The 19,826-nt window shown below is 37.8% G+C and carries 18 protein-coding genes; 7 read left to right on the forward strand and 11 right to left on the reverse strand.

Translation table 11 applies throughout. The features are described from left to right. Positions 1–102 precede the first annotated feature (102 nt). Together ACNQFZ_RS07935 and ACNQFZ_RS07940 are read right to left on the reverse strand one after the other, a co-directional pair. Positions 103–1,434 carry a hemolysin family protein gene (locus ACNQFZ_RS07935; protein WP_458414737.1) on the reverse strand — a complete coding sequence of 444 codons (1,332 nt, stop codon included), beginning with the start codon at positions 1,432–1,434 and terminating at the stop codon, positions 103–105. Positions 1,435–1,626: 192 nt separating this feature from the next. Then, entirely contained in the window at positions 1,627–2,388 is a 762-nt protein-coding gene (locus ACNQFZ_RS07940; RefSeq protein WP_458414738.1) for an SDR family NAD(P)-dependent oxidoreductase, read from the reverse strand. Between the two features lie 114 nt (positions 2,389–2,502). Between ACNQFZ_RS07940 and ACNQFZ_RS07945 the strand changes: the two genes are divergently transcribed. Continuing rightward, positions 2,503–3,411 (forward strand): EamA family transporter, encoded by a 909-nt coding sequence (locus tag ACNQFZ_RS07945; protein ID WP_458414739.1) that lies wholly within the window; start codon positions 2,503–2,505, stop codon positions 3,409–3,411. Positions 3,412–3,457: 46 nt separating this feature from the next. On the opposite strand, the gene ACNQFZ_RS07950 is transcribed toward ACNQFZ_RS07945, so the two are convergent. Further along, positions 3,458–5,158 carry a methyl-accepting chemotaxis protein gene (locus ACNQFZ_RS07950; protein ID WP_458414740.1) on the reverse strand — a complete coding sequence of 567 codons (1,701 nt, stop codon included), beginning with the start codon at positions 5,156–5,158 and terminating at the stop codon, positions 3,458–3,460. A 247-nt stretch (positions 5,159–5,405) separates the two neighbouring features. Here ACNQFZ_RS07950 and desA point away from each other — a divergent pair, with 247 nt between their 5' ends. Genes desA through ACNQFZ_RS07965 form a run of 3 tightly spaced genes read left to right on the forward strand, consistent with a single transcriptional unit; the run spans position 5,406 to position 8,235 of the window. Then, the gene (gene desA / locus ACNQFZ_RS07955; protein ID WP_458414741.1) at positions 5,406–6,446 is read left to right on the forward strand and encodes a Delta(5) desaturase DesA; all 1,041 of its coding nucleotides are present in this window, start codon (positions 5,406–5,408) and stop codon (positions 6,444–6,446) included. Between the two features lie 55 nt (positions 6,447–6,501). Next, positions 6,502–7,623: a sensor histidine kinase gene (locus tag ACNQFZ_RS07960; protein ID WP_458414742.1), complete on the forward strand. Its 1,122-nt coding sequence runs from the start codon at positions 6,502–6,504 to the stop codon at positions 7,621–7,623. A gap of 12 nt (positions 7,624–7,635) precedes the next feature. Further along, positions 7,636–8,235 (forward strand): response regulator, encoded by a 600-nt coding sequence (locus tag ACNQFZ_RS07965; RefSeq protein ID WP_458414743.1) that lies wholly within the window; start codon positions 7,636–7,638, stop codon positions 8,233–8,235. Between the two features lie 61 nt (positions 8,236–8,296). Here ACNQFZ_RS07965 and ACNQFZ_RS07970 read toward each other — a convergent pair whose 3' ends face one another. The 3 genes from ACNQFZ_RS07970 to ACNQFZ_RS07980 all read right to left on the reverse strand — a co-directional run bounded on the left by ACNQFZ_RS07970 (position 8,297) and on the right by ACNQFZ_RS07980 (position 10,669). Further along, positions 8,297–9,043 carry an amino acid ABC transporter ATP-binding protein gene (locus ACNQFZ_RS07970; protein WP_458414744.1) on the reverse strand — a complete coding sequence of 249 codons (747 nt, stop codon included), beginning with the start codon at positions 9,041–9,043 and terminating at the stop codon, positions 8,297–8,299. Positions 9,044–9,055: 12 nt separating this feature from the next. Continuing rightward, positions 9,056–9,715 carry an amino acid ABC transporter permease gene (locus tag ACNQFZ_RS07975; protein ID WP_458414745.1) on the reverse strand — a complete coding sequence of 220 codons (660 nt, stop codon included), beginning with the start codon at positions 9,713–9,715 and terminating at the stop codon, positions 9,056–9,058. Between the two features lie 123 nt (positions 9,716–9,838). Beyond that, positions 9,839–10,669, reverse strand: a complete 831-nt coding sequence (locus ACNQFZ_RS07980) for an amino acid ABC transporter substrate-binding protein (protein WP_458414746.1) — start codon at positions 10,667–10,669, stop codon at positions 9,839–9,841. A gap of 244 nt (positions 10,670–10,913) precedes the next feature. Here ACNQFZ_RS07980 and ACNQFZ_RS07985 point away from each other — a divergent pair, with 244 nt between their 5' ends. Continuing rightward, entirely contained in the window at positions 10,914–11,813 is a 900-nt protein-coding gene (locus tag ACNQFZ_RS07985; protein ID WP_458414747.1) for a sulfite exporter TauE/SafE family protein, read from the forward strand. Positions 11,814–11,838: 25 nt separating this feature from the next. On the opposite strand, the gene ACNQFZ_RS07990 is transcribed toward ACNQFZ_RS07985, so the two are convergent. Then, a complete protein-coding gene (locus ACNQFZ_RS07990; protein ID WP_458414748.1) occupies positions 11,839–13,119 on the reverse strand; it encodes an MFS transporter in 1,281 nt (426 codons plus the stop codon). 204 nt (positions 13,120–13,323) lie between these two features. On the opposite strand from ACNQFZ_RS07990, the gene yedE reads away from it, so the two are divergent. Together yedE and ACNQFZ_RS08000 are read left to right on the forward strand one after the other, a co-directional pair. After that, a complete protein-coding gene (yedE, locus tag ACNQFZ_RS07995) occupies positions 13,324–14,568 on the forward strand; it encodes a selenium metabolism membrane protein YedE/FdhT (RefSeq protein ID WP_458414749.1) in 1,245 nt (414 codons plus the stop codon). 115 nt (positions 14,569–14,683) lie between these two features. Further along, complete coding sequence (locus ACNQFZ_RS08000) at positions 14,684–14,863, forward strand: sulfurtransferase TusA family protein (protein WP_458414750.1); 180 nt, start codon at positions 14,684–14,686, stop codon at positions 14,861–14,863. A gap of 364 nt (positions 14,864–15,227) precedes the next feature. Here ACNQFZ_RS08000 and ACNQFZ_RS08005 read toward each other — a convergent pair whose 3' ends face one another. The 4 genes from ACNQFZ_RS08005 to ACNQFZ_RS08020 form a co-directional block, all read right to left on the reverse strand. After that, on the reverse strand, positions 15,228–15,995 hold the full coding sequence (locus ACNQFZ_RS08005) for an SDR family oxidoreductase (protein WP_458414751.1): 768 nt from the start codon (positions 15,993–15,995) through the stop codon (positions 15,228–15,230). 68 nt (positions 15,996–16,063) lie between these two features. Further along, positions 16,064–18,487: a Lon protease family protein gene (locus ACNQFZ_RS08010; protein WP_458414752.1), complete on the reverse strand. Its 2,424-nt coding sequence runs from the start codon at positions 18,485–18,487 to the stop codon at positions 16,064–16,066. Positions 18,488–18,589: 102 nt separating this feature from the next. Next, the gene (gene spx, locus ACNQFZ_RS08015) at positions 18,590–19,006 is read right to left on the reverse strand and encodes a transcriptional regulator Spx (protein ID WP_458414753.1); all 417 of its coding nucleotides are present in this window, start codon (positions 19,004–19,006) and stop codon (positions 18,590–18,592) included. Between the two features lie 29 nt (positions 19,007–19,035). Next, on the reverse strand, positions 19,036–19,662 hold the full coding sequence (locus ACNQFZ_RS08020; RefSeq protein ID WP_458414754.1) for a TetR/AcrR family transcriptional regulator: 627 nt from the start codon (positions 19,660–19,662) through the stop codon (positions 19,036–19,038). Positions 19,663–19,826 lie beyond the last annotated feature (164 nt).

The following is a 19,826-nucleotide window of genomic DNA, read 5'->3' on the forward strand; positions in this document are numbered from 1 at the left end:
ATTCGTTTTTTTAGGTTGCACGAATATACTACCTGCAATGAAAACAGGTAATCTACCCATTAAAAAAAGCAACCACTTCTAGTAGTTGCCTTCTTACTCTTATTATTCTTCCTCTGGAACCGTTTCTTTCACACTAACCTTTACTTTTACGATTCGCCTATCATTCATCTCTTCAACAGCAAAGATGATATTTTTATATTCAATCGCTGGTCGTTCATCGACACCTGGAATATATCCAAGTTGACCAATCATAAATCCGCTCAATGTATCATAATCATGTAGTGGCAAGTCTATCTTGAGGGTATCCTCCACTTCATAAAGGTTGATTGTTCCAGCCATGATATAGTGAAATTCATCGATTTCTTCTATTTCGTCTAAATCCAACTCTGGCTCATCGTATTCATCAAATATATTTCCAACAATCTCCTCTATCAAATCCTCAATTGTAACAATTCCGTCTGTTCCGCCATATTCATCAATAACAATCGCCAAGTGGGTATTGCTCTTTTGCATGTCCCTAAATAATTGGTCAATTTTAATGGATTCCAACACATAGTAAGGTTCGCGCACCATATTACGCAGGTTAAAATCAGCTTGATTTCCGCTCTCAATAAATTGGAATAAGTCCTTAACATGCAAAATCCCTATAATATGATCAATATTTTCAGTTTCATCATACACAGGTAGTCTCGTATACTTTTCAACATTAGCGATATGAAGTGTATCTTTTAAACTCATATCAGCAGGAATAGCAACAATATTCGTTCGATGAGTCATGATATCAGAGACAGTCTTATTATCAAACTCAAAGATGTTATTAATCATTTCTTTTTCAGCTTCTTGAATCGTTCCCTTTTCCTGACCTACATCGACCATCATTCGGATTTCTTCCTCTGTAACATCCTCCTCATCAGCATTAGGGTCTAGTCCAAATAACCGTACCATGATATTGGTAGACATTGTTAAAAACTTAACAAAAGGGGAAGTAATCTTAGACAACACCGTTAATGGTGTGACTGCAAAAAACGAAATCTGTTCCGCCTTTTGTAAAGCTAATCTTTTCGGAACGAGTTCCCCCAACACTAATGTGAAATACGATAAGGCCAATGTAATAATAACTGTGGAAAGTGTTTCAAGGGTACCTTGATTAAGAGGCACACCGATATGATAGAGGAATTTCGCCAACCTTCCTGAAAAACTGCCTGCAGCAAAAGCACTGGCTAAAAACCCGGCAAGTGTTATCCCAATTTGAATTGTCGCCAAAAAGCGGCTTGGTTCCATTAAAAGAGATTGAACCAATTGTGCCTTTTTATGGCCGCTATCTGCCATCACCTTTATCTTATTATCATTCAATGATACAAGTGCCATTTCAGATGCAGAAAAAAATGCATTTAATAAAATCAGTACAAGGAGTACCAATATTTCGGCGCCCAAAAAATCTACCTCCAAGGAATTAATTATTTTTTTACAGTTATTACTTTATCAAAAATTTGGTTATTTGCATATGAATAACTATTATATAAGGACAATCTTAGTTAAAATTCTGCATTTTCATAAGTAGTCTCCCACGATACAGATTATATCATTCCCCTTTGATACCAGAGCTTTTTTATGGAAATCCTATATTTAAAAATTCATCCGCGATTGTCCGCCATCAACATTGATGCTTGCACCAACAACCCAAGAGGCTTTATTTGATGCTAGAAAAGCCACGACATTTGCAACTTCATCAGCCATGCCGAAACGTCCAGCTGGAATTTCATTTTGAACAAATGCTGTAATTTTTTCGGGATTTTCTTCAAGCCTTTTCTTCCAATTTCCCGTGTCATGAAGGATGCTGCCTGGGGCAACACTGTTAACACGAATCCCATAAGGTATCACTTCATCCGCCAAAGCCTTTGTAAAGCTAATAAGAGCTGATTTAGCGTTATTATATGTAACCTTCCCTCCGCTTTCCCGACCATAGATTGATGTTATATTAATAATGGACCCACTCCCCGCTTCCTTCATATATTCCACAGCCAATTTGCTTAAATGAACAGCGGAAAAATAATTCAATTCCATCGCTTCGTAGAATAGTCCGAGCTCGGTTTCCAAAACGGTGGAACCATTACTTCCTCCGGCATTATTAACTAAAACATCAATAGACCCCTTTTTTTCCACAAAAACTTTCAACAGCCTTTCTCGTTCATCAGCTTTTGTAATATCTGTCTGAAAAATAGTAACCTTGCCTTCGAACTCTTCTTTCGCTTTTTCTAAAAATTCAAGATTACGGGCAGCAATTGAAACATTCGCACCTTCTGCGATTAATACTTTTGCAATCGCTTTTCCTATTCCCTTTGAGCCACCGGTAATTAGCACATTTTTTTCTTGTAATTGCAAATCCATAAAGAAACCCTCCATAAATACGCTTTTTTTCTTTTTATAATTTACTCTTCCTATTATAATTAAGTGTGATTTAAATCACACTTTCAAAAAAATACATAATGGGGAGAAGAATTTATGTGGTTTATTTTTTCGCTTTTAACAGCATTTGCCTGGGGAGGTGCTGACCTTTTTTATAAAAAGGGATCTCATAGCAATGATAAGTACAGTCATCTTAAGATTGTCACAATTGTCGGCTTGGTCATGGGGCTCCATGGTACAGTGTATATGCTTATTAAAGGAATCGCATTTGATCCGTTTGATATGGTACGGTATTTTCCTGTTTCCGCACTTTATATTTTATCAATGACGATTGGATATATTGGATTAAGGTATATCGAGCTTTCGATTGCATCTCCTGTACAGAATTCATCCGGAGCGGTAACTGCTATTTTATTATTTATTTTTTTCCCACAGGATCTAGGTATTATTGATATTGTTGGTGTTGCTATCATTACCTTTGGCGTTGTCAGCCTTGCCTACCTGGAAAAGAAAGCAGAAACAGAGGCCCTTAAAATAAACGCCGTTCAGATTGATAAAAAATATCAAATTGGCTTCTTGGCAATCACGTTCCCAATTTTATATTGTATTATCGATGGCCTTGGGACTTTTGCCGATGGAATTTATCTCGATGAGATGAAGCTTATTAGTGAAGATTCAGCACTTCTTGCCTATGAATTTACTTTTTTTATTTGTGCTGTTATTGCCTTTATCTTTTTAAAGGGAATCAAAAAAGTAGAGTTTACTATTTTCAAAGAGCGTGATAAAGGAGTAGCGGCCATTTTAGAAACAACAGGTCAATTCTTTTATGTATTTGCCATGGCTAAAAATGCGATTATAGCTGCACCGCTGATTGCCTCCTACAGCATCTTTTCCGTTATCCTTTCACGGATTTTCCTAAAAGAAAAACTAAGCAAAAGTCATTACACTGTCATTATCGTTGTCATGCTAGGTATCATTTTGCTTGGAATTGCTGATGAGCTGTAACAGTACAAAAAAGCGACCAGTCATACTGATCGCTTTTTATTTAGTCTTAAACCTTAAATTTACTTAATAAATTCTGTAATTCTTCTGCCATATTGGCCAATTCTCCGGCTGATGAGGAAACTTCCTCAATGCTTGATAATTGCTCTTCAGTAGATGCTGTAACCTCTTGTGTACCTGATGCGGCTTCTTCGGCAACTTCAGAAATAAACCGGACAGATTTAACAATTTGTTCTGCACCATAGGCCATTTGTTTAACAGCCGCAGTAACTTCTTGGATTTGTGCAGTAACATCATTAACGGAATGCTCTATGACTTCGAATGTATTTCCTGCGGTATTTACTACTGCAATACCCTCATTCACTTCATTTGAAGCTGTTTCCATTGATTGAACGACTTGTTCTGTTTCTTCCATAATCGAAGAAATTAATCTTGAAATTTCATGGGCTGATTGTGCAGACTGCTCTGCAAGCCTGCGAACTTCCTCTGCAACTACCGAGAATCCACGTCCATGTTCTCCGGCCCTCGCTGCCTCAATCGCTGCATTTAAGGCTAAAAGGTTAGTCTGTTCAGCGATTCCTGTAATGACTTCAATGATTTGCCCAATTTCTTTGGAACGTTCTCCTAAACCTTTTACCATTCCAGATAACCCATTAAAAGTTTGATTTACTAAATTCATTTGCTGCACGGCATTTTGAATTGATTGCCCACCATCTGCTGCCTTTTCAGAAGCATCAATTGCTCTTTGCGAAACACTTTGAGCATTACTGTTAATTTGCTGAACACCCATTGACATCTCATTTACAGTTAGTGAAGTTTCCTCAACATTCTTGAATTGTTTCTCTACACCAATGGCTACCTCTTGCATTGTTTTAGCAATTTGTTTCGTAGTATAGTCCGATTGCTCGGAACTTGTCATCAACTGGATTGCAGAGGAAGAGACCATATCACTAGTGAATCTTATTTGGGAGATTAACTCTCTAAGATTCTTGGCCATGAAATTTAATGCATTTGCTAAGTCACCAACTTCATCTTTACTTTTATTTTCTATTTCCGGATCTGAGAAATCTCCATCCGCCATTTTTTTCGCATATCCAATTAATTGAGAAATAGCTTTTGTTTTCCTTCTAATTAAATAAATCGTAATGATGCTGGCAAGCACCGTTGGCAACAAACCTAAGATGAAACTATCTTTAACAGATGCCCATGTTCTCTCTTTTACAATTTTTGCGTTGAAATCAATAGCATTTAAAGCAATGATTTCTTTATTAGGATCGTGATCTTTAAAGATTGGTGCATAACCAGTAAGACGTTTCATACCACCATACTCATAAATTGAAGAGTAGTGAGGGTGCTTGGTTTCTAAGATCATTTTAACCGCTTTTTCATCTATATAAAATTTATCTCCAGCTTTAAATCCTTGTTTTTTTATATTAAAATCTGCCGCTAATATCGTTCCATCAAGACTTAGAATATAATGGGAATCAAAAAGACGTTTATGCTCAGTCGTCCAATTAATCGCGTTTTCTATCCCTTTTGTTTTTTCTTCATTTCCGTTAATCGCTTCCAAAAGATCGCTCGGATTAACGAGTCCAGTCGTAATATTGGCACATCCAACCGCTTCAATACCTGCAGCTTCTGTTGTTTTTTTATAGCTTATAAAATAATTAGATAAAGATGATATCATCATTGAAACGAAAATTATACTGATAATGATTATACCAAGTTGCCATGTTAAGCTCCTTCTCATTTTCAGCCCCCTGAGTAAGTAATGTATTATTTTGGTATATTTTATCATATAAAGTTTCATTACCACACATTTAAATATGTATATTTTTTTAATATTTACTTAATATTCACGTTATTAATGTTGTATTTTTCATAAAACATGATATTTGTCATCTTTTATACATGACAGCTATGTCTGCACAAATCCTCTTCCATTCTTTATTATTAAAATTAATAAATCAAAAAATCTGGAAAGGGATTTGATTATAATGTTACAAACGGAGCAAAAAATCTTACGAAAACAAGTTACCCCCTATGAAAATTCAGACAAAAAGAGCAGTATTTTTCAGCTTTCAAATACGATTTTACCTTTTATCGCTGTATGGTTTCTCGCTTACAAAAGCTTATCGATATCTTATCTTCTTACATTAGCTCTGGCCATCATTGGTGCCGGGTTATTAACAAGGATTTTTATCATTTTTCATGACTGTTGTCATTATTCATTTTTTAAAAATCGAAAGGCGAACGATATCCTCGGCACAATTACCGGCATTTTAACGATATTTCCATACAGAAAATGGCAACATGACCATGTTGTTCACCACGCTGCAAGCAGCAATTTAGGTAAAAGAGGCGTAGGCGATATTTGGGTACTTACGGTTGAAGAGTATGTAAGTGCATCATTATGGACGAAAATCTCTTATCGGCTTTATCGAAATCCGTTTATTATGATTATGCTTGGACCTATTTATGTATTTCTCCTGAAAAACCGCTTTAATCGTAGGCAAGCTGGTGGCAAAGAACGTATAAATACGTATATTACAAATATCATTATCGCTCTCATAGTGGTACTATTTTGCCTTACAATTGGCTGGAAAGACTTTCTTTTAGTGCAAGGGCCAATCTTTTTAATCTCAGGGTCAATTGGGGTTTGGTTGTTTTATGTTCAGCATACTTTTGAAGATTCTTATTTTGAGCAAGATGAAAACTGGGACTTTGTAAAAGCAGCTGTGAAAGGAAGTTCTTATTATAAGCTCCCTAAAATATTGCAATGGTTTACGGGGAACATTGGCTTTCATCATGTACATCATTTAAGCCCAAAGGTGCCTAATTATAAATTAGAGGCAGTCCATAATAACACGACCCCTTTACAAAATGTCCCAACCTTTACATTAAGAACGAGCCTGAGCTGTCTTAAATTTCGGCTTTGGGATGAACAGGGGAAAAAGTTTGTAACCTTTAAACATCTTAAAAGATTATCAGAATCAAAAACAACAATGGGGCAATTTACTGTACAATCTAAATTATAATGGTAGCAGGTTAGGACTTTTATGATAGGATTAAAGTAAAAAGAGGTTTATTTTCATGTTCAAAAGGTATTTAACCTTTCACAAAAATAATGGGATGTCCCCCTACATTTGGACGATTCTATATATCTTACCATTTTATTATCTTTTTCAATTAACATCCACGACAGAGATAGTCGTAGGAATCTTGCTTACAGTCGTCTTCTTTATTATTTATCAAATTGCTTTATATTCAAAAGGATGGCTCATATATATATGGACATTTATTTTAATTGGAATTTCTGGTGTATCAACGAGTCTTTTCAACTATGTATATTTTGCATTTTTTCTAGTGCATTTTATCGGGAACATAAAAAAGCGCTCGACATTCCTCATTCTTTATTTTGTTCATTTAATCAGTACGACCGTTTCCATTAATGTAAGCATCGTGCAGCACGGACAATTGTTTTTAAAGCAACTGCCATTTGTCATTATCATTTGGATAAGTGTCATTCTTCTACCTTTTAGTATTCATAATAAAAATGAGCGTGGACAGCTTGAAGAAAAACTTGAAGATGCTTATAAACGAATCGCAGAGCTTAGTAAATTAGAAGAACGGCAACGGATCGCTCGCGACCTCCATGATACATTAGGACAAAAGCTTTCATTAATCGGCTTAAAAAGCGACCTAGCTAGAAAACTGATTTTTAAAAATCCTGAACAAGCTCAAAAGGAACTGAAGGATGTCCAACAAACAGCAAGGACAGCACTTAATGAAGTACGAAAATTAGTCTCTTCAATGCGAAATATTAGTTTAAAAGAGGAGATTGTATTAGTTACTAAAATTCTCAATGCTGCCAAAATTAACTTTGAATGTGCCAATGATTTCAAGCTGATAAATGTTTCGCTGCTTACAGAAAATATTGTAAGCATGTGCTTAAAAGAAGCTGTTACAAATATAGTCAAGCACAGTGGTGCAACGTGCTGCACGATTTCCATAGAACAAACATGGAAAGAAGTCATCATGACCGTAAAGGACAATGGCACTTTTAAAATTCGCAACGACAAAGATATAAAAGGGGCTGGATTAGCAGGTATGAAGGAACGTCTCGAATTTGTCAATGGAAGTCTTGAGATCTTAACCGATGATGGGACAACTCTAATTATTCGCGTCCCGAACGATGTTAAACAGGCTGATTAGAAGGGGTGTATCATGATTACTATCGTTATTGCCGAGGATCAACAATTATTGCTTGGTGCCTTCGGATCATTGCTAGAGCTTGAGGATGATATGGAAGTTGTAGGGAAGGCTTCCAATGGTGAAGAAGCCATTGCCCTCGTTCAAAAGTTCCAGCCTGATGTATGCATTATGGATATTGAAATGCCTGGCAAATCAGGACTCGATGCTGCCGAAAAGCTTAAAGATTCTAGTTGCAAAATTATTATTTTGACTACCTTTGCTCGCACAGGTTACTTTCAACGGGCATTAAAGGCAGGTGTGAATGGCTATTTACTGAAAGATAGCCCAAGTGACGAGCTAGCAAGTTCTATCCGCAGTATTGTCGCTGGTAAAAGAATATATGCGCCAGAACTGATTGAAGATGCCTTTGGCGAAGAAAACCCGCTGACTGAACGGGAAATCAAAGTATTAGAGCTTGTTGCTGACGGAAAAAACACAAAGGAAATCGCGGATGAATTAAGTATAAAAACGGGAACGGTCCGAAATTATATTTCTACTATTCTTGATAAATTAGAAGTAAAAAATAGAATAGAAGCAATTAAGCACTCCAAGGAAAAGGGCTGGTTTAAATAGACGTAAAAAAAATGCCTAATCCTATAACACAAAAGGAATCAGGCATTAACATGTCCATAATCTATTTCAAGCTACGATTCAAGAAAGCTTTTGTCCTCTCGAATTGAGGGTTTGCAAAAAGTTCAGTTGGGTGACCAGATTCAACAATTTCACCATTATCCATGAATAAAACGCGGTTTGCAACTTCTCTAGCAAATCCCATTTCGTGAGTTACAACAATCATCGTCATATGCTCTTTCGCAAGATCCTTCATAACTTGCAGTACTTCTCCAGTTAATTCAGGGTCCAAAGCTGAAGTTGGTTCATCAAATAAAAGAATCTCCGGATTCATCATAAGTGCGCGGGCAATTGCTACCCTTTGTTTTTGACCGCCTGATAGCTTTGCCGGATACGCTTTTGCCCAGTTGGTAAGGCCAATTTTCTCTAACAGCTCCGCACTTCTGCGCTGGATACCATCAACAGACTCACTTTTCAATAATTTTGGTGCCATCTCCAAGTTTTCTTTAACGGTCAGATGCGGAAAAAGATTGAAATGTTGAAAGACCATCCCCATTTTGGCCGTGATCCGCCTTATATTTTGAGGATTTGAATACAATCCATCCTTAACCAAATAGTCACCATCAACACAAATACTGCCGCCGTTAATTTCCTCAAGATGGACGAGACTGCGAAGCATCGTGCTTTTTCCGGAACCTGATGGTCCAATAATTGCAACGACATCGTTTTTATTGACATCAAAAGTGATTTGCTGCAATACTTCTAATTTTCCATAAGATTTTTTGAGGTTGGACACATCGATTATAGCCATATTAGCACCCCTCTATTCAAACCGAAATCGCTGTTCAAGCCATTTAAAGAAAATAGTCAACAACAGCGTCATTAGTAAATAAATAATACCGGCCACGAAGAAAGGCACGATTGTAAAATCACGGTTTACCGCTGTCTGAGCAAAGTGCAGTAATTCAGGTACAGCAACAGCATAGAGCAGCGCAGTATCCTTGACAAGTGTAATTGACTCATTTGCCACTGCAGGGAGAGCAATACGGAACATTTGCGGCAAAATGACTCGTACTGTTGTCTGCCACTTGCTAAGCCCTAGAACTTGGGCCGCCTCATATTGGCCTTTATCAATTGCTAGAAGCCCACCGCGGAATATTTCTGCAAAATAGGCGGCATAGTTCAAAACAAAGCCAATACAAGCTGCCACAAAGCGATCAAAAACCAAGTATTCTCCTACAACAGGTAGCATTGGTAAACCGAAACAAATAAGTAAAAGTTGCAATAACAATGGTGTACCACGCATTACATAAATGTAACCGTTGGCAAGCCATGATAAAGGCTTAAAGCTGCTCTTTACAGCAAGTGTTAATAGGAAACCGAATGGAATGGACGCCACAATCGCAATCACAAACAAAAGGACGGTCATTTGCGCCCCTTCAAGCATCGGCTTTAGTATGTTGATTAAATAATCCATCGACATGTAAGGATCCTCCCAAGAAAAAAAGGGGCAATCTCATCTTGTGTGCAGGCACCACATACAATATGCAGATGCCTTGGCACCCACGTGGATGCCAGACACTTCTGAGACTGCCCCTCTACCCTTTTACTTTAATACTTTATCTTCACCAAACCATTTTGTTGAGATTTCAGCTGCAGTGCCGTCTTCGTTCATTTCATCAAGTGCTTTTTGAAGCTTATTTAAAAGGTCTTCATTTCCTTTTTTCACACCAACTCCATATTCTTCTGGAGCAAGTGACTCATCAAGAACTTTGAATGTATCTTTCTGTTTTGTCATGTAGTAATCAATAACAACTTCATCAATGACAACAGCATCAATACGACCACTTCTTAAATCATTCAAAGCTAGTACATTATCTGGGAACTCAGTAACTGTCTTAATTTTATCCTTAATCGGATTTGCGTTTAATGCATCAGAAGCCGAAGAAAGTGATTGAAGGCCGACAACTTTACCCTCTAGATCAGCTAGGCTTTTTATTTTTGAATCAGCAAGCGTAACGACTACTTGCGCATTTGCTAAGTAAGGTTTTGTAAAAAGAACCTTTTGTTTACGTTCATCTGTAATAGTGTAACCATTCCAAATAAGGTCAATCCGTCCACTGCTTAACTCTGATTCTTTTGTAGTCCAGTCAATTGGTTGGAACTCCACGCCAACTCCCATTTTTTCAGCAGCAGCTTTTGCATAATCAATGTCAAAACCTACGATATTATTGCTTTCATCGCGAAATCCCATTGGTGCGAATTTATCATCAATACCAATTACTAATTTGTCTTTACTGCCCTCATTCGTTGTATTTTTATCTTGAGTTGCAGAAGAATTGTCCGCGTTTTCTGACGGTGCAGATTTAGACGAACAGCCTGTTACAATCATAAACATTGCAGCAATTACGAGAATAATGGAAGCAAACCGTCTCATATTATATACCCCTTTTTCAATTATATTTTACTTTAGTACGCTACCACATTATAACACTATAATATTATCGAAACAATAACTTCTAGGCTTTTAGGCAAAATAGTGAAGTTTTAAATTCTTCCATTCGTGATAACCGCCCTTTTTAGATTAGACAATGAACCCACCCATGGGTTTTAACATAACTTAGGTTAGAAACTTGATAAGCGTGGTCAATTCAGTAATTTTTTAAAAAGGAGAGGTAGTTTTGAGACGGTTGGTTATCCTTGCTTTAATCGGTTTAGTAGCACAGTTAGTTGATGGTTCTTTAGGTATGGCATATGGAGTTACATCCTCTTCATTATTACTGATGTTCGGAATTGCACCGGCAGTTGTCTCAGCATCAGTTCATATGGCTGAAGTAGTAACAACCGCTGCATCAGGTGTAGCACATATTCGCTTTGGAAATGTTGATAAACAAGTAGTTTATAAATTAATTATCCCTGGATCAATTGGAGCTTTTCTTGGTGCCTGTTTTTTAGGCAGCATTCCAGGTGATATCATCAAACCATATGTATCTTTTTTTCTGCTACTTTTGGGGGCTTTTGTAATATACCGCTTTCTTTTCAAATATAACCAACCAAAAGAATTCTCAAAAACTACAACAATGTCAAAAAAGCAATTTATTCCACTAGGCTTTATTGCCGGATTTTTTGATGCAACCGGTGGAGGTGGATGGGGGCCTATTTCCACTCCAGTTTTATTAACGAGCAACAAAATGGAGCCAAGGAAAGTAATCGGTTCGGTGGATACAAGTGAATTTGCTATTGCCCTTTCCTCTACATTAGGATTTCTTATAACACTAGGATGGACGCAAATCAATATCCAGTGGGTCTTAGCCCTAATCATTGGCGGCGTGATTGCAGCCCCTATTGCAGCTTGGTTAGTCAGAATTATTCCAACAAACTTATTAGGCACACTTGTAGGCGGCATCATTATTATCACAAATATCCGAACTTTATTAAGTGCCTTAGATGTTTCTTTTACTGCAAGCCTTTATACTTATATTGTACTTACAGCATTATGGGTGGTTGCCGTTGGAAAAGTAATTTGGAAAATGAAAAAGAGCAGCAATAATAACCAACAAAGGCGACTAAAATCATTATGATTTTGGTCACCTTTTCCTTTGTTTTTTAATTTACTTTATGTGTATTCGTGACGAGTAACTCACCACTCTCTTCCTCTCTAATCATTATAGCCCCGATGAACCCCATTAATGAAAAGACAACCGGAATGATAAAACCGTAATGGTAGCCAATATTGCTTGTCGCCGTATGAAAGTGGTCAAGCACCTTCCCAAATAGACTAGGCAAAAGAACAGCACTCAAAAATCCACCTGTATTTGCGAATCCTGATGCTACACCAACTTCTTTCATTGGAAAAGATTCACGAACAAGTGCGAATGTTAACATATTTGCACCATTGCCAAAACCGATAAGAAAGAAAAAGATAATTGCCATGAAAAAAGGCGGCTTTCCTCCAAAAATAAAAAAGGCAAACCAACTAAGCAAAGCAATTCCATGTGCAACAACATAAGGGCGTTTGATTGAATCAATCCTGCTCGAAAGCGAGCCAGCTAATGGGCTGCCGATAATAGCTCCTACTAGACCAACCATTATAAGCTGGCTTGCATCGGAACGTGTCAAACCATATACATGCATTCCGTAAGGCACAGCCCATGACCCAATGAAACCAACATATGTTCCAACTATACCAAAGTGGCACAAGAACGCCGCCCAGGCCTGCCGATTTGATATGATGCCCCGTAAAATGGTCCACGTTTTTTCGCGTTTTTGCTCTAGCTTTCCTGAGGTTTCTGCAACTTCCTGTTTTATAATTTGTTTTGGCTTTTTCACTAGTACATAGTAAAGAAGCATGCCGAAAAAAATTAAGATGATTCCCACCGTTAAAAAGGGAGCCCTCCACCCAGCTACAGCAATCCAAGTCGAAAAAGGAACAGTTGCTAATAAAAAACCAAGGCTCCCGCTCATCCCTGCAAACCCTAGTAATCTAACAAATTCACTTGGTTTAAACCACTGACTTAAAATGAGCACTAAGTTTATCCAAATTGTTGCATCACCGATCCCCACTAGTAACTTAGCAATCAAAATAACATATTCATTTGTTGCAACACTATAAAGAATCGTGCCTAAACCGTTTAGCAGCGTACCCGCAATAATAAAATAATTGGGGCCAAAACGATCCGACAAAATCCCAATCGGTATTTGCAAGCCGGCATATGCCAAAAATTGAATACTCGTTAATAGTCCAATCACCGAGGCCGATATCTCAAAGTCCTTCATCAGCTGGTCCGTAATTAATCCCGGAGCCGTTCTTTGACTTACTATTAAAAAATATACAAACAATACTGATCCAAAAACAATCCACCTATGCTTACTGTTTTCTTTTTCCAAAATAATTCTTCTCCCATTTAAGATTATTTTCCTATTATACTCCTAAGTTTAAAAATGGGAGATATTTTATTTCCCTTGGTAAAAATTGCTCGATTGAGTTTAATTAATCGACAAATAAAATTTATTTATTATAATTATAACGGAAGTTTATAATATATATTGTATTAGTTACAAAGGAAGTTAGGTAAAGGGGGACACAAAAAAGTGTTAAAAACTATATACAATAAGCTATTTGGTCAGTATTGGAACCCATATGTCGCAGTAGGGCTTGCTGGTGTGCTTAGTGCTTTTTACTTTGCATTAACAGGAACGGTTTGGGCGGTAACTGGTGAGTTCACTCGATTTGGCGGGCATATTCTACGGTCTTTTGGGATCGACATTTCAGACTGGGCTTATTTTAATCTAGTGAAAATGGATGGAACAACGTTCACCCGTACAGATGGCTGGATTATTATTGGAATGTTTGCCGGGGCGCTGATTACCGTGTTACTGGGGAAGAATTTTAAAATCCGCGTTCCACAGCAAAAGCGTCGCCTTGTGCAAGCATTTATTGGAGGTATTATCGCCGGATTTGGAGCAAGAATGGCTTTAGGGTGTAATTTAGCGGCTTTCTTTACTGGAATCCCGCAGTTCTCATTCCACTCATGGATTTTTATGGCTACTACAGCGATTGGGACATTCTTTGGTGTAAAAATCATTAACACTTCTTGGTGGCGTGGGAAGCCAAACTTACAAAAGAAAATGTCAGTAGCCAAACCTGCTGCTCAAAAGGTTAATAAAAATAGTAATCTTCAAATATACCTAGGTATCACTTTAACTATTGTCTTTGTTATTATTCTCGCGATTTATGCGATGAATGGCAAAGGGCTCCTTGCAGCTGCTGCTTTATTTGGCATTGGATTTGGGATTCTTATTGAAAGAGGACAAATATGTTTTACATCTGCATTTCGTGATTTATGGGTTAGTGGACGCGCTGTGATGACAAAAGCTTTAGCTATCGGCGTTGGTATAAGTGTTATTCTTACATTTATCTTCCTTCAATCTGGAATGGAGGCCATCACTAAACCTGCAGCTCCTAGTACGGTGATTGGTGGACTTTTATTTGGTCTAGGAATCGTCCTTGCTGGCGGCTGCGAAACCGGCTGGATGTACCGAGCAATGGAAGGTCAAGTGCTATTTTGGGTTGTTGGTGTTGGCAATATTATTGGTGCAACTGTATTAGCCTACGCTTGGGACCACCTTGGTTTCTATACTGCATTGACAGATGGTTGGCCAAAATTAAATTTAATTGAAGCTTGGGGACCATATCCAGCCCTAATAGGAACTATTGTAATGTTAACTGCCTGGTTTTTCTTATCTGATTGGTGGGAAAAGCATTATCGCTATGGTAAAGGCTTGAAGGTTGAAGCAAAAGACAGATTTGTTGCAAAAGAACAATCCGTTAGATGATAATAAGTTTAAGTTATTTACTAAGATCAAAGCAGTTTGAGGGTGAAATAAAGTGGCTGAAGAACAAATCGATTATATTCTAGATATCCGCGGCGAACCTTGACCATACCCGGTTATGTATACGCTGGATGCGTTACAATCAATGAAAATTGGCGAGACCTTACAGGTAATCGCCGACTGTCCACAGTCGTTCCGAAGTGTACCAGAGGAAGTTGTAAAGCACGGCTATGAGTTGTTTAAAGAGCCGGAAAAACGTGGCGCTGATTTGTATTTTTATATTCGTGTACAAAAATAATAATTTTATCGGCGGGTCATTTGCGACCCGCCGATTTTTGCGACCCGCCGATTTTTGCGTTGGAATAGTTACCGGAATTAGGGCTAAAGCTGAAAAACACGGTCCATTTGCTCTCAAAAGTGGGGCATGCCTAATTTGGTGATGATAAACTTGGTTTATCACCAGCATTTGCGCCCAAAGCCTAGTTTGTTGATGATAATGGCGGGTTATCACCAGCAACTGCTCCCAAAGCCTAATTTGGTGATGATAAACTCGGTTTATCACCAGCATTTGCGCCCAAAGCCTAGTTTGCTGATGATAAGGCTACGTAAACCACCTGCAAGACCCAAGTCAGGAACTACTCCACAAAATACGCCCCACCATCTCAATCTTTCCCCGGTATATATGTCCACCCATATTCACCATGATAAATCATTTGCTTCGACATCCCACCGTCAATGGTAATATTTTCACCGGTAATGAAGCCGCTATCTTCACTACAAAGAAAGAGCACCATTTTGGCTATATCAAGTGGATGACCCACCCGTTTAACAGGATGCTGCATACTATCTTCCTTCGTAAGTTCACCAAAAGCACCGGTATCAATCCAACCCGGACTAATTGCATTTACCCGGACCTTGCCAGCTAGACTGATGCTAAGTGCATGCGTTAAAGCGCTAATTCCACCTTTTGCAGCCGAATAGCTTTCCGTATCTTTTTGCGACATGAAGGCTCTTGAAGATGCAATATTGACAACCGCGGCTCCACAATTAAAATGGTCCAACAAAAGCTTCGTTAATAAATATGGTGCACTGACACCAATTCTTAAAATGTAATTAAAATCATCAAAACTGCATTCTGACAGGATTCCTTTACGACTAATGCAAGCGTTATTGATTAAGTAATCCACTTGCTTAAAGTGGCCTATCACTTTGCCCACAAAGTCCACAATTACATCTTCATTCGCGATATCCCCTTGGAAAAACAAGAGCTTGTCTTCATTACCATACTTAGCAACCAGCTTCTCAGCCGCTTCCGCATCGATATCAATAAAGGCAACCTTTGCCCCAGCGTTTAAAAATTCATCAACAATCGTACGGCCAAGTCCATTCGCGCCGCCAGTTACAATACATACTTTATCGGTAAAATTCATTCCAACACATCCCCCTCCCATTCCTCTATCAAAAATGGGCCAAACGAACCGTCCCCGTGTTCCACTTACTAATGCTTTGCCTTTTTAGCTGACTCATACATTTTCGTAAATCTTTCTTCAACTTTTGCAAAAATCGTATTCGAAGGATATTTCCCCTGTTCGTTACGAATATTTCCAGCACTGACCCCTGTCAAAATTTCAAGTCCTTCGGCAATGTGGCTAACCGCCCAAATATGAAAACGTCCTTCTTTAACCGCCTCAACGACCGTCTCTTCAAGCATTAAATTTGGCACATTTTGCTGAGGAATGATGACACCTTGGCTGCCTGTTAATCCACGTTCATTGCAAATATGGTAAAAGCCTTCAATTTTTTCATTCACACCGCCAATCGGCTGAATTTCTCCCCATTGATTGACTGAGCCCGTAACAGCAATCCCTTGATTAATTGGCACCTCTGAAAGCGAAGATAGTAATACATATAGCTCGGTGCTTGACGCACTATCCCCATCAATAGGTGAATAGGTTTGCTCAAATGTAATGCTCGCTGACAGTGGAATTGGCCGGTTTTTTGCAAATTCACCAGAAAGAAATCCAGTTAAAATCATCATGCCTTTATTATGGATTTGACCACTTAAGGCCGCCTCTCTTTCGATATTCATGATTCCACTTTTTCCAACATAGGTTTGGGCTGTAATCTTTGTGGGGATTCCAAAAACGGCATCCCTTGTACCCAATACTGCCAAACCATTAATTTGACCAACCCGTAAACCAACTGTTTCAACCATGATCGTTCCATTGTTTATCATTTCCCGATACTGCTCTGTAACATGATTGGAACGATGCGTTTTTTCTGAGATTGCTTTTTTGACATGTTCCTCATCCACAACTGCTTGATTGTCTACCTTAGCCCAATAGCTGGATTCTACCAAAACCTTAGTAATCTCATGAAAATCCGTTGATAGTTTGGCTTGTTCGTCTACTAAACGTGAACTATAATCAATAATTTTCGCAATGGCTTTGCGATGGAATGGAAGCAGACCATCCTGTTCTACAAAATTTTTAACAAAACGAGCCATTTTCCAGCTGTTTTCTTCATCCTTGTCCATCACTGTTACAAATTCAACTTTGACTTTAAAAAGCTTGTGGAAGTCCTCGTCCAATTCAGATAGAAGGTCATATAGATAATAGGAACCGATAATAATGACCTTGATATTCAACGGGATTGGCTCTGGCCTAATTCCACTGGTAGGAATACCCCCGCTATCTTCATACGAATTCTCAATTTGGATACTCTCCATTTGTAATGCTCGCTTTAAGCGATTCCACGCATTTGGATGCTGCAATAACTCTGTAGCCTGGAGAATTAAGTAGCCGCCATTTGCTAAATGCAATGCTCCCGGTTTAACCAACGTGAAATCTGTAACCCAGTTTCCCAGTGTACCGCGATATTCTACTTTTCCGAATAAATTATGGTATGTCGGATTTGTTTCATAAATAACTGGAGCACCATTCAAGTTTCGATGGCTGACAAATAAATTCACCGTATATCGCTGCAGGTATTGTTCTTTTGAGCCCATCAGTGCATTCATAATATTTTGCTGCTCATCCTGCTTCCCTTCGATAAAGAAAGAATAATGGGCAACAACATCATGAAAATAAGCTTCCAAATATTCAATGACCTTCTTATTTTCTTGATATGTTTCTTTAAGAGGATGGAAAAGCCCTTCTATAGCATTTGCAACAGTTCCCATCATAAATTGGCTAATATTTTTCCCTAATTGGTCTTCTATTTTTAAAATTTGATAGATTGTTTCATCGATCTTATTCTCTACAACATTTTCTCTTTCTTTCACAATTTTTTTGTTGGCCTCAGATAGTTTTTCAAACTCTTTCATTTCCATTGGCCTACCAAAGTACAAAGGAATGGTCTCTATTCCTTCCTGAGTCCGCATAATTTTAATTTGGTTTTCCAGTGCAAATGCGTCGGTTTGTTCCCAAAGACCTTCTATTTTTGTACGATAGTTATCAAGTATTTTTCTTTTTTCTTTTTCAAAGACCTCACTCGTCAATGAAGAGCGGATTAGTCGTTCTACATCAATTAACAAAACTTCTATTTCACGCTGAAACTTCTGTCCCTGACCATCCGGAAATGAAACCACCAAAGGTATGTCCGGATTTTCAAAATTATAGACATAACACCAGTCATTGGGAACAGCTCGTTGTTTTGCTACTTTCATCACACTATCTTGAGTGTAAGTCATCCTGCCGGTACCCGGAGGGCCAACGACAAACAGATTATATCCAGACTGTTCAACCGCGAGTCCAAAGTCCATCGCCTTTTCGGCGCGGCTCTGTCCAATCATTTCATTTGGCACCTTTTCTAAATCCTCTGTCGTTTCAAAAGGAAATTTTTCCCAATCAAACTCTGAACGCAGCTTGGAAACAGGTACGCGGTGAATCGATAAAACATTCTTATATTCTTCTAAGTTCATGTATAGTCCCTCACTTTCCTTTTCCAAATTCTATCATATTTCAGCATATTTAATGTGCATATTATGAAAAATGCCATGAAGTAGACAAAAAAAGATGGATAGCTATCTTAAACCATCCACCATTGATAATCGTTCCATATGAAATTGCAGCCATTGACGCTTTCTTACCTTTCTCGGAAGAAATTTACGAATATCATCCTCATTATAGCCAATCACCATCTTTTTATTGTCGATAATAATGGGATTACGTAATAATCCAGGATGTTTCTCAATAAAACTAAGTAATTCTAGTAAGGATAAATTGTCAAAATCCAAATTAAGCTCTTTATATATATTCGATCTTTTTGCGACGATTTCATCTGTACCTTCAGCTGTCAATGCCAGAACCTCTTGAAGTTCATGAACAGTTAACGGATTTTTAAAAATATTTCTCTCTTTATACGGGATTTTGTGCTTTACAAACCAATCCTTCGTCTTACGGAATGACTCACTAGGGGATCCATAAATCGTTGCAGTCATAAGCAAACATCCTTCCTGTTCGTAATTTTTTATTTGTTTTCAGTTCTTTTCAATAAACCTTTTTTGAGTAGTTCCATTTCAATTAGGTAGCCATCCATCGCTTCCTCAATTGTTAAATTTTGCGCTAGTTTTTCAACTAAGTTTCGAAATGTAACTGAAATTACAATTTTCATAAGATGCAACAATTCTTTATCACTCGTGATGTTTAAATTACTTCTATCAAAAAATAAGCTGATATTTCGAAACTCCTCAAGGCCCCCATTAGCATTGAATATATCATTGAATTTACTCTCAATTTCATGGGTCATATTCAAAAATGCGTTTTTCAAAAAGTTAATACTTTCACCCTTTGACAGCTCGATGATTGTTATTTCATACATTTTGATCATCGCCTGAAACAGATCACCATTATTTTTTTGTAGGCAGAGCGCAAAATTTTCTTTGGATTCTCTAATTTGTTCGCAGAGTAAAAAGAAATAAGCATCCTCTTTATCTTCAAAATATTGATAAAAACTGCCGCGTGGTATTTTGGCTTCTTTCACAATATTCGAGATGGAGGCGTCATATAAGGGTACTCTAGAAAATTCCTTTTCAAGTGCCGCAATTAATATTTTTCTTTTGTCCGCCGCTAAATTAAAAAAAGTTACTTTAGGCAACCCCTGCACCTTCCTTTGTAATGTTGGAGGCACTAATAATAATATATAGTGCGAAAAAGTCGTGATGAAGTCGAAACCCTTCAAATTTTAAAAATATGTGTTCTTCGATATAAAAATAGCTGTAATGCATTAATAGCTTGTTCTTGAATATGTGAGTTATACTG

The organism is Schinkia acidoalkalinis (genome assembly GCF_054301215.1).

Excerpts from the sequence above, each read along its gene's own strand:
- ACNQFZ_RS07945 (WP_458414739.1), top strand. The coding sequence starts at position 2,503 with ATGTGGTTTATTTTTTCGCTTTTAACAGCATTTGCCTGGGGAGGTGCT.
- desA (WP_458414741.1), top strand. The coding sequence starts at position 5,406 with ATGTTACAAACGGAGCAAAAAATCTTACGAAAACAAGTTACCCCCTAT.
- ACNQFZ_RS07950 (WP_458414740.1), bottom strand. The coding sequence starts at position 5,158 with ATGAGAAGGAGCTTAACATGGCAACTTGGTATAATCATTATCAGTATA.
- ACNQFZ_RS07965 (WP_458414743.1), top strand. The coding sequence starts at position 7,636 with ATGATTACTATCGTTATTGCCGAGGATCAACAATTATTGCTTGGTGCC.
- ACNQFZ_RS07940 (WP_458414738.1), bottom strand. The coding sequence starts at position 2,388 with ATGGATTTGCAATTACAAGAAAAAAATGTGCTAATTACCGGTGGCTCA.
- ACNQFZ_RS08005 (WP_458414751.1), bottom strand. The coding sequence starts at position 15,995 with ATGAATTTTACCGATAAAGTATGTATTGTAACTGGCGGCGCGAATGGA.
- ACNQFZ_RS07960 (WP_458414742.1), top strand. The coding sequence starts at position 6,502 with ATGTTCAAAAGGTATTTAACCTTTCACAAAAATAATGGGATGTCCCCC.
- ACNQFZ_RS07980 (WP_458414746.1), bottom strand. The coding sequence starts at position 10,669 with ATGAGACGGTTTGCTTCCATTATTCTCGTAATTGCTGCAATGTTTATG.
- ACNQFZ_RS08010 (WP_458414752.1), bottom strand. The coding sequence starts at position 18,487 with ATGAACTTAGAAGAATATAAGAATGTTTTATCGATTCACCGCGTACCT.
- ACNQFZ_RS07975 (WP_458414745.1), bottom strand. The coding sequence starts at position 9,715 with ATGTCGATGGATTATTTAATCAACATACTAAAGCCGATGCTTGAAGGG.
- spx (WP_458414753.1), bottom strand. The coding sequence starts at position 19,006 with ATGACTGCAACGATTTATGGATCCCCTAGTGAGTCATTCCGTAAGACG.
- ACNQFZ_RS08000 (WP_458414750.1), top strand. The coding sequence starts at position 14,684 with ATGTATACGCTGGATGCGTTACAATCAATGAAAATTGGCGAGACCTTA.
- ACNQFZ_RS07970 (WP_458414744.1), bottom strand. The coding sequence starts at position 9,043 with ATGGCTATAATCGATGTGTCCAACCTCAAAAAATCTTATGGAAAATTA.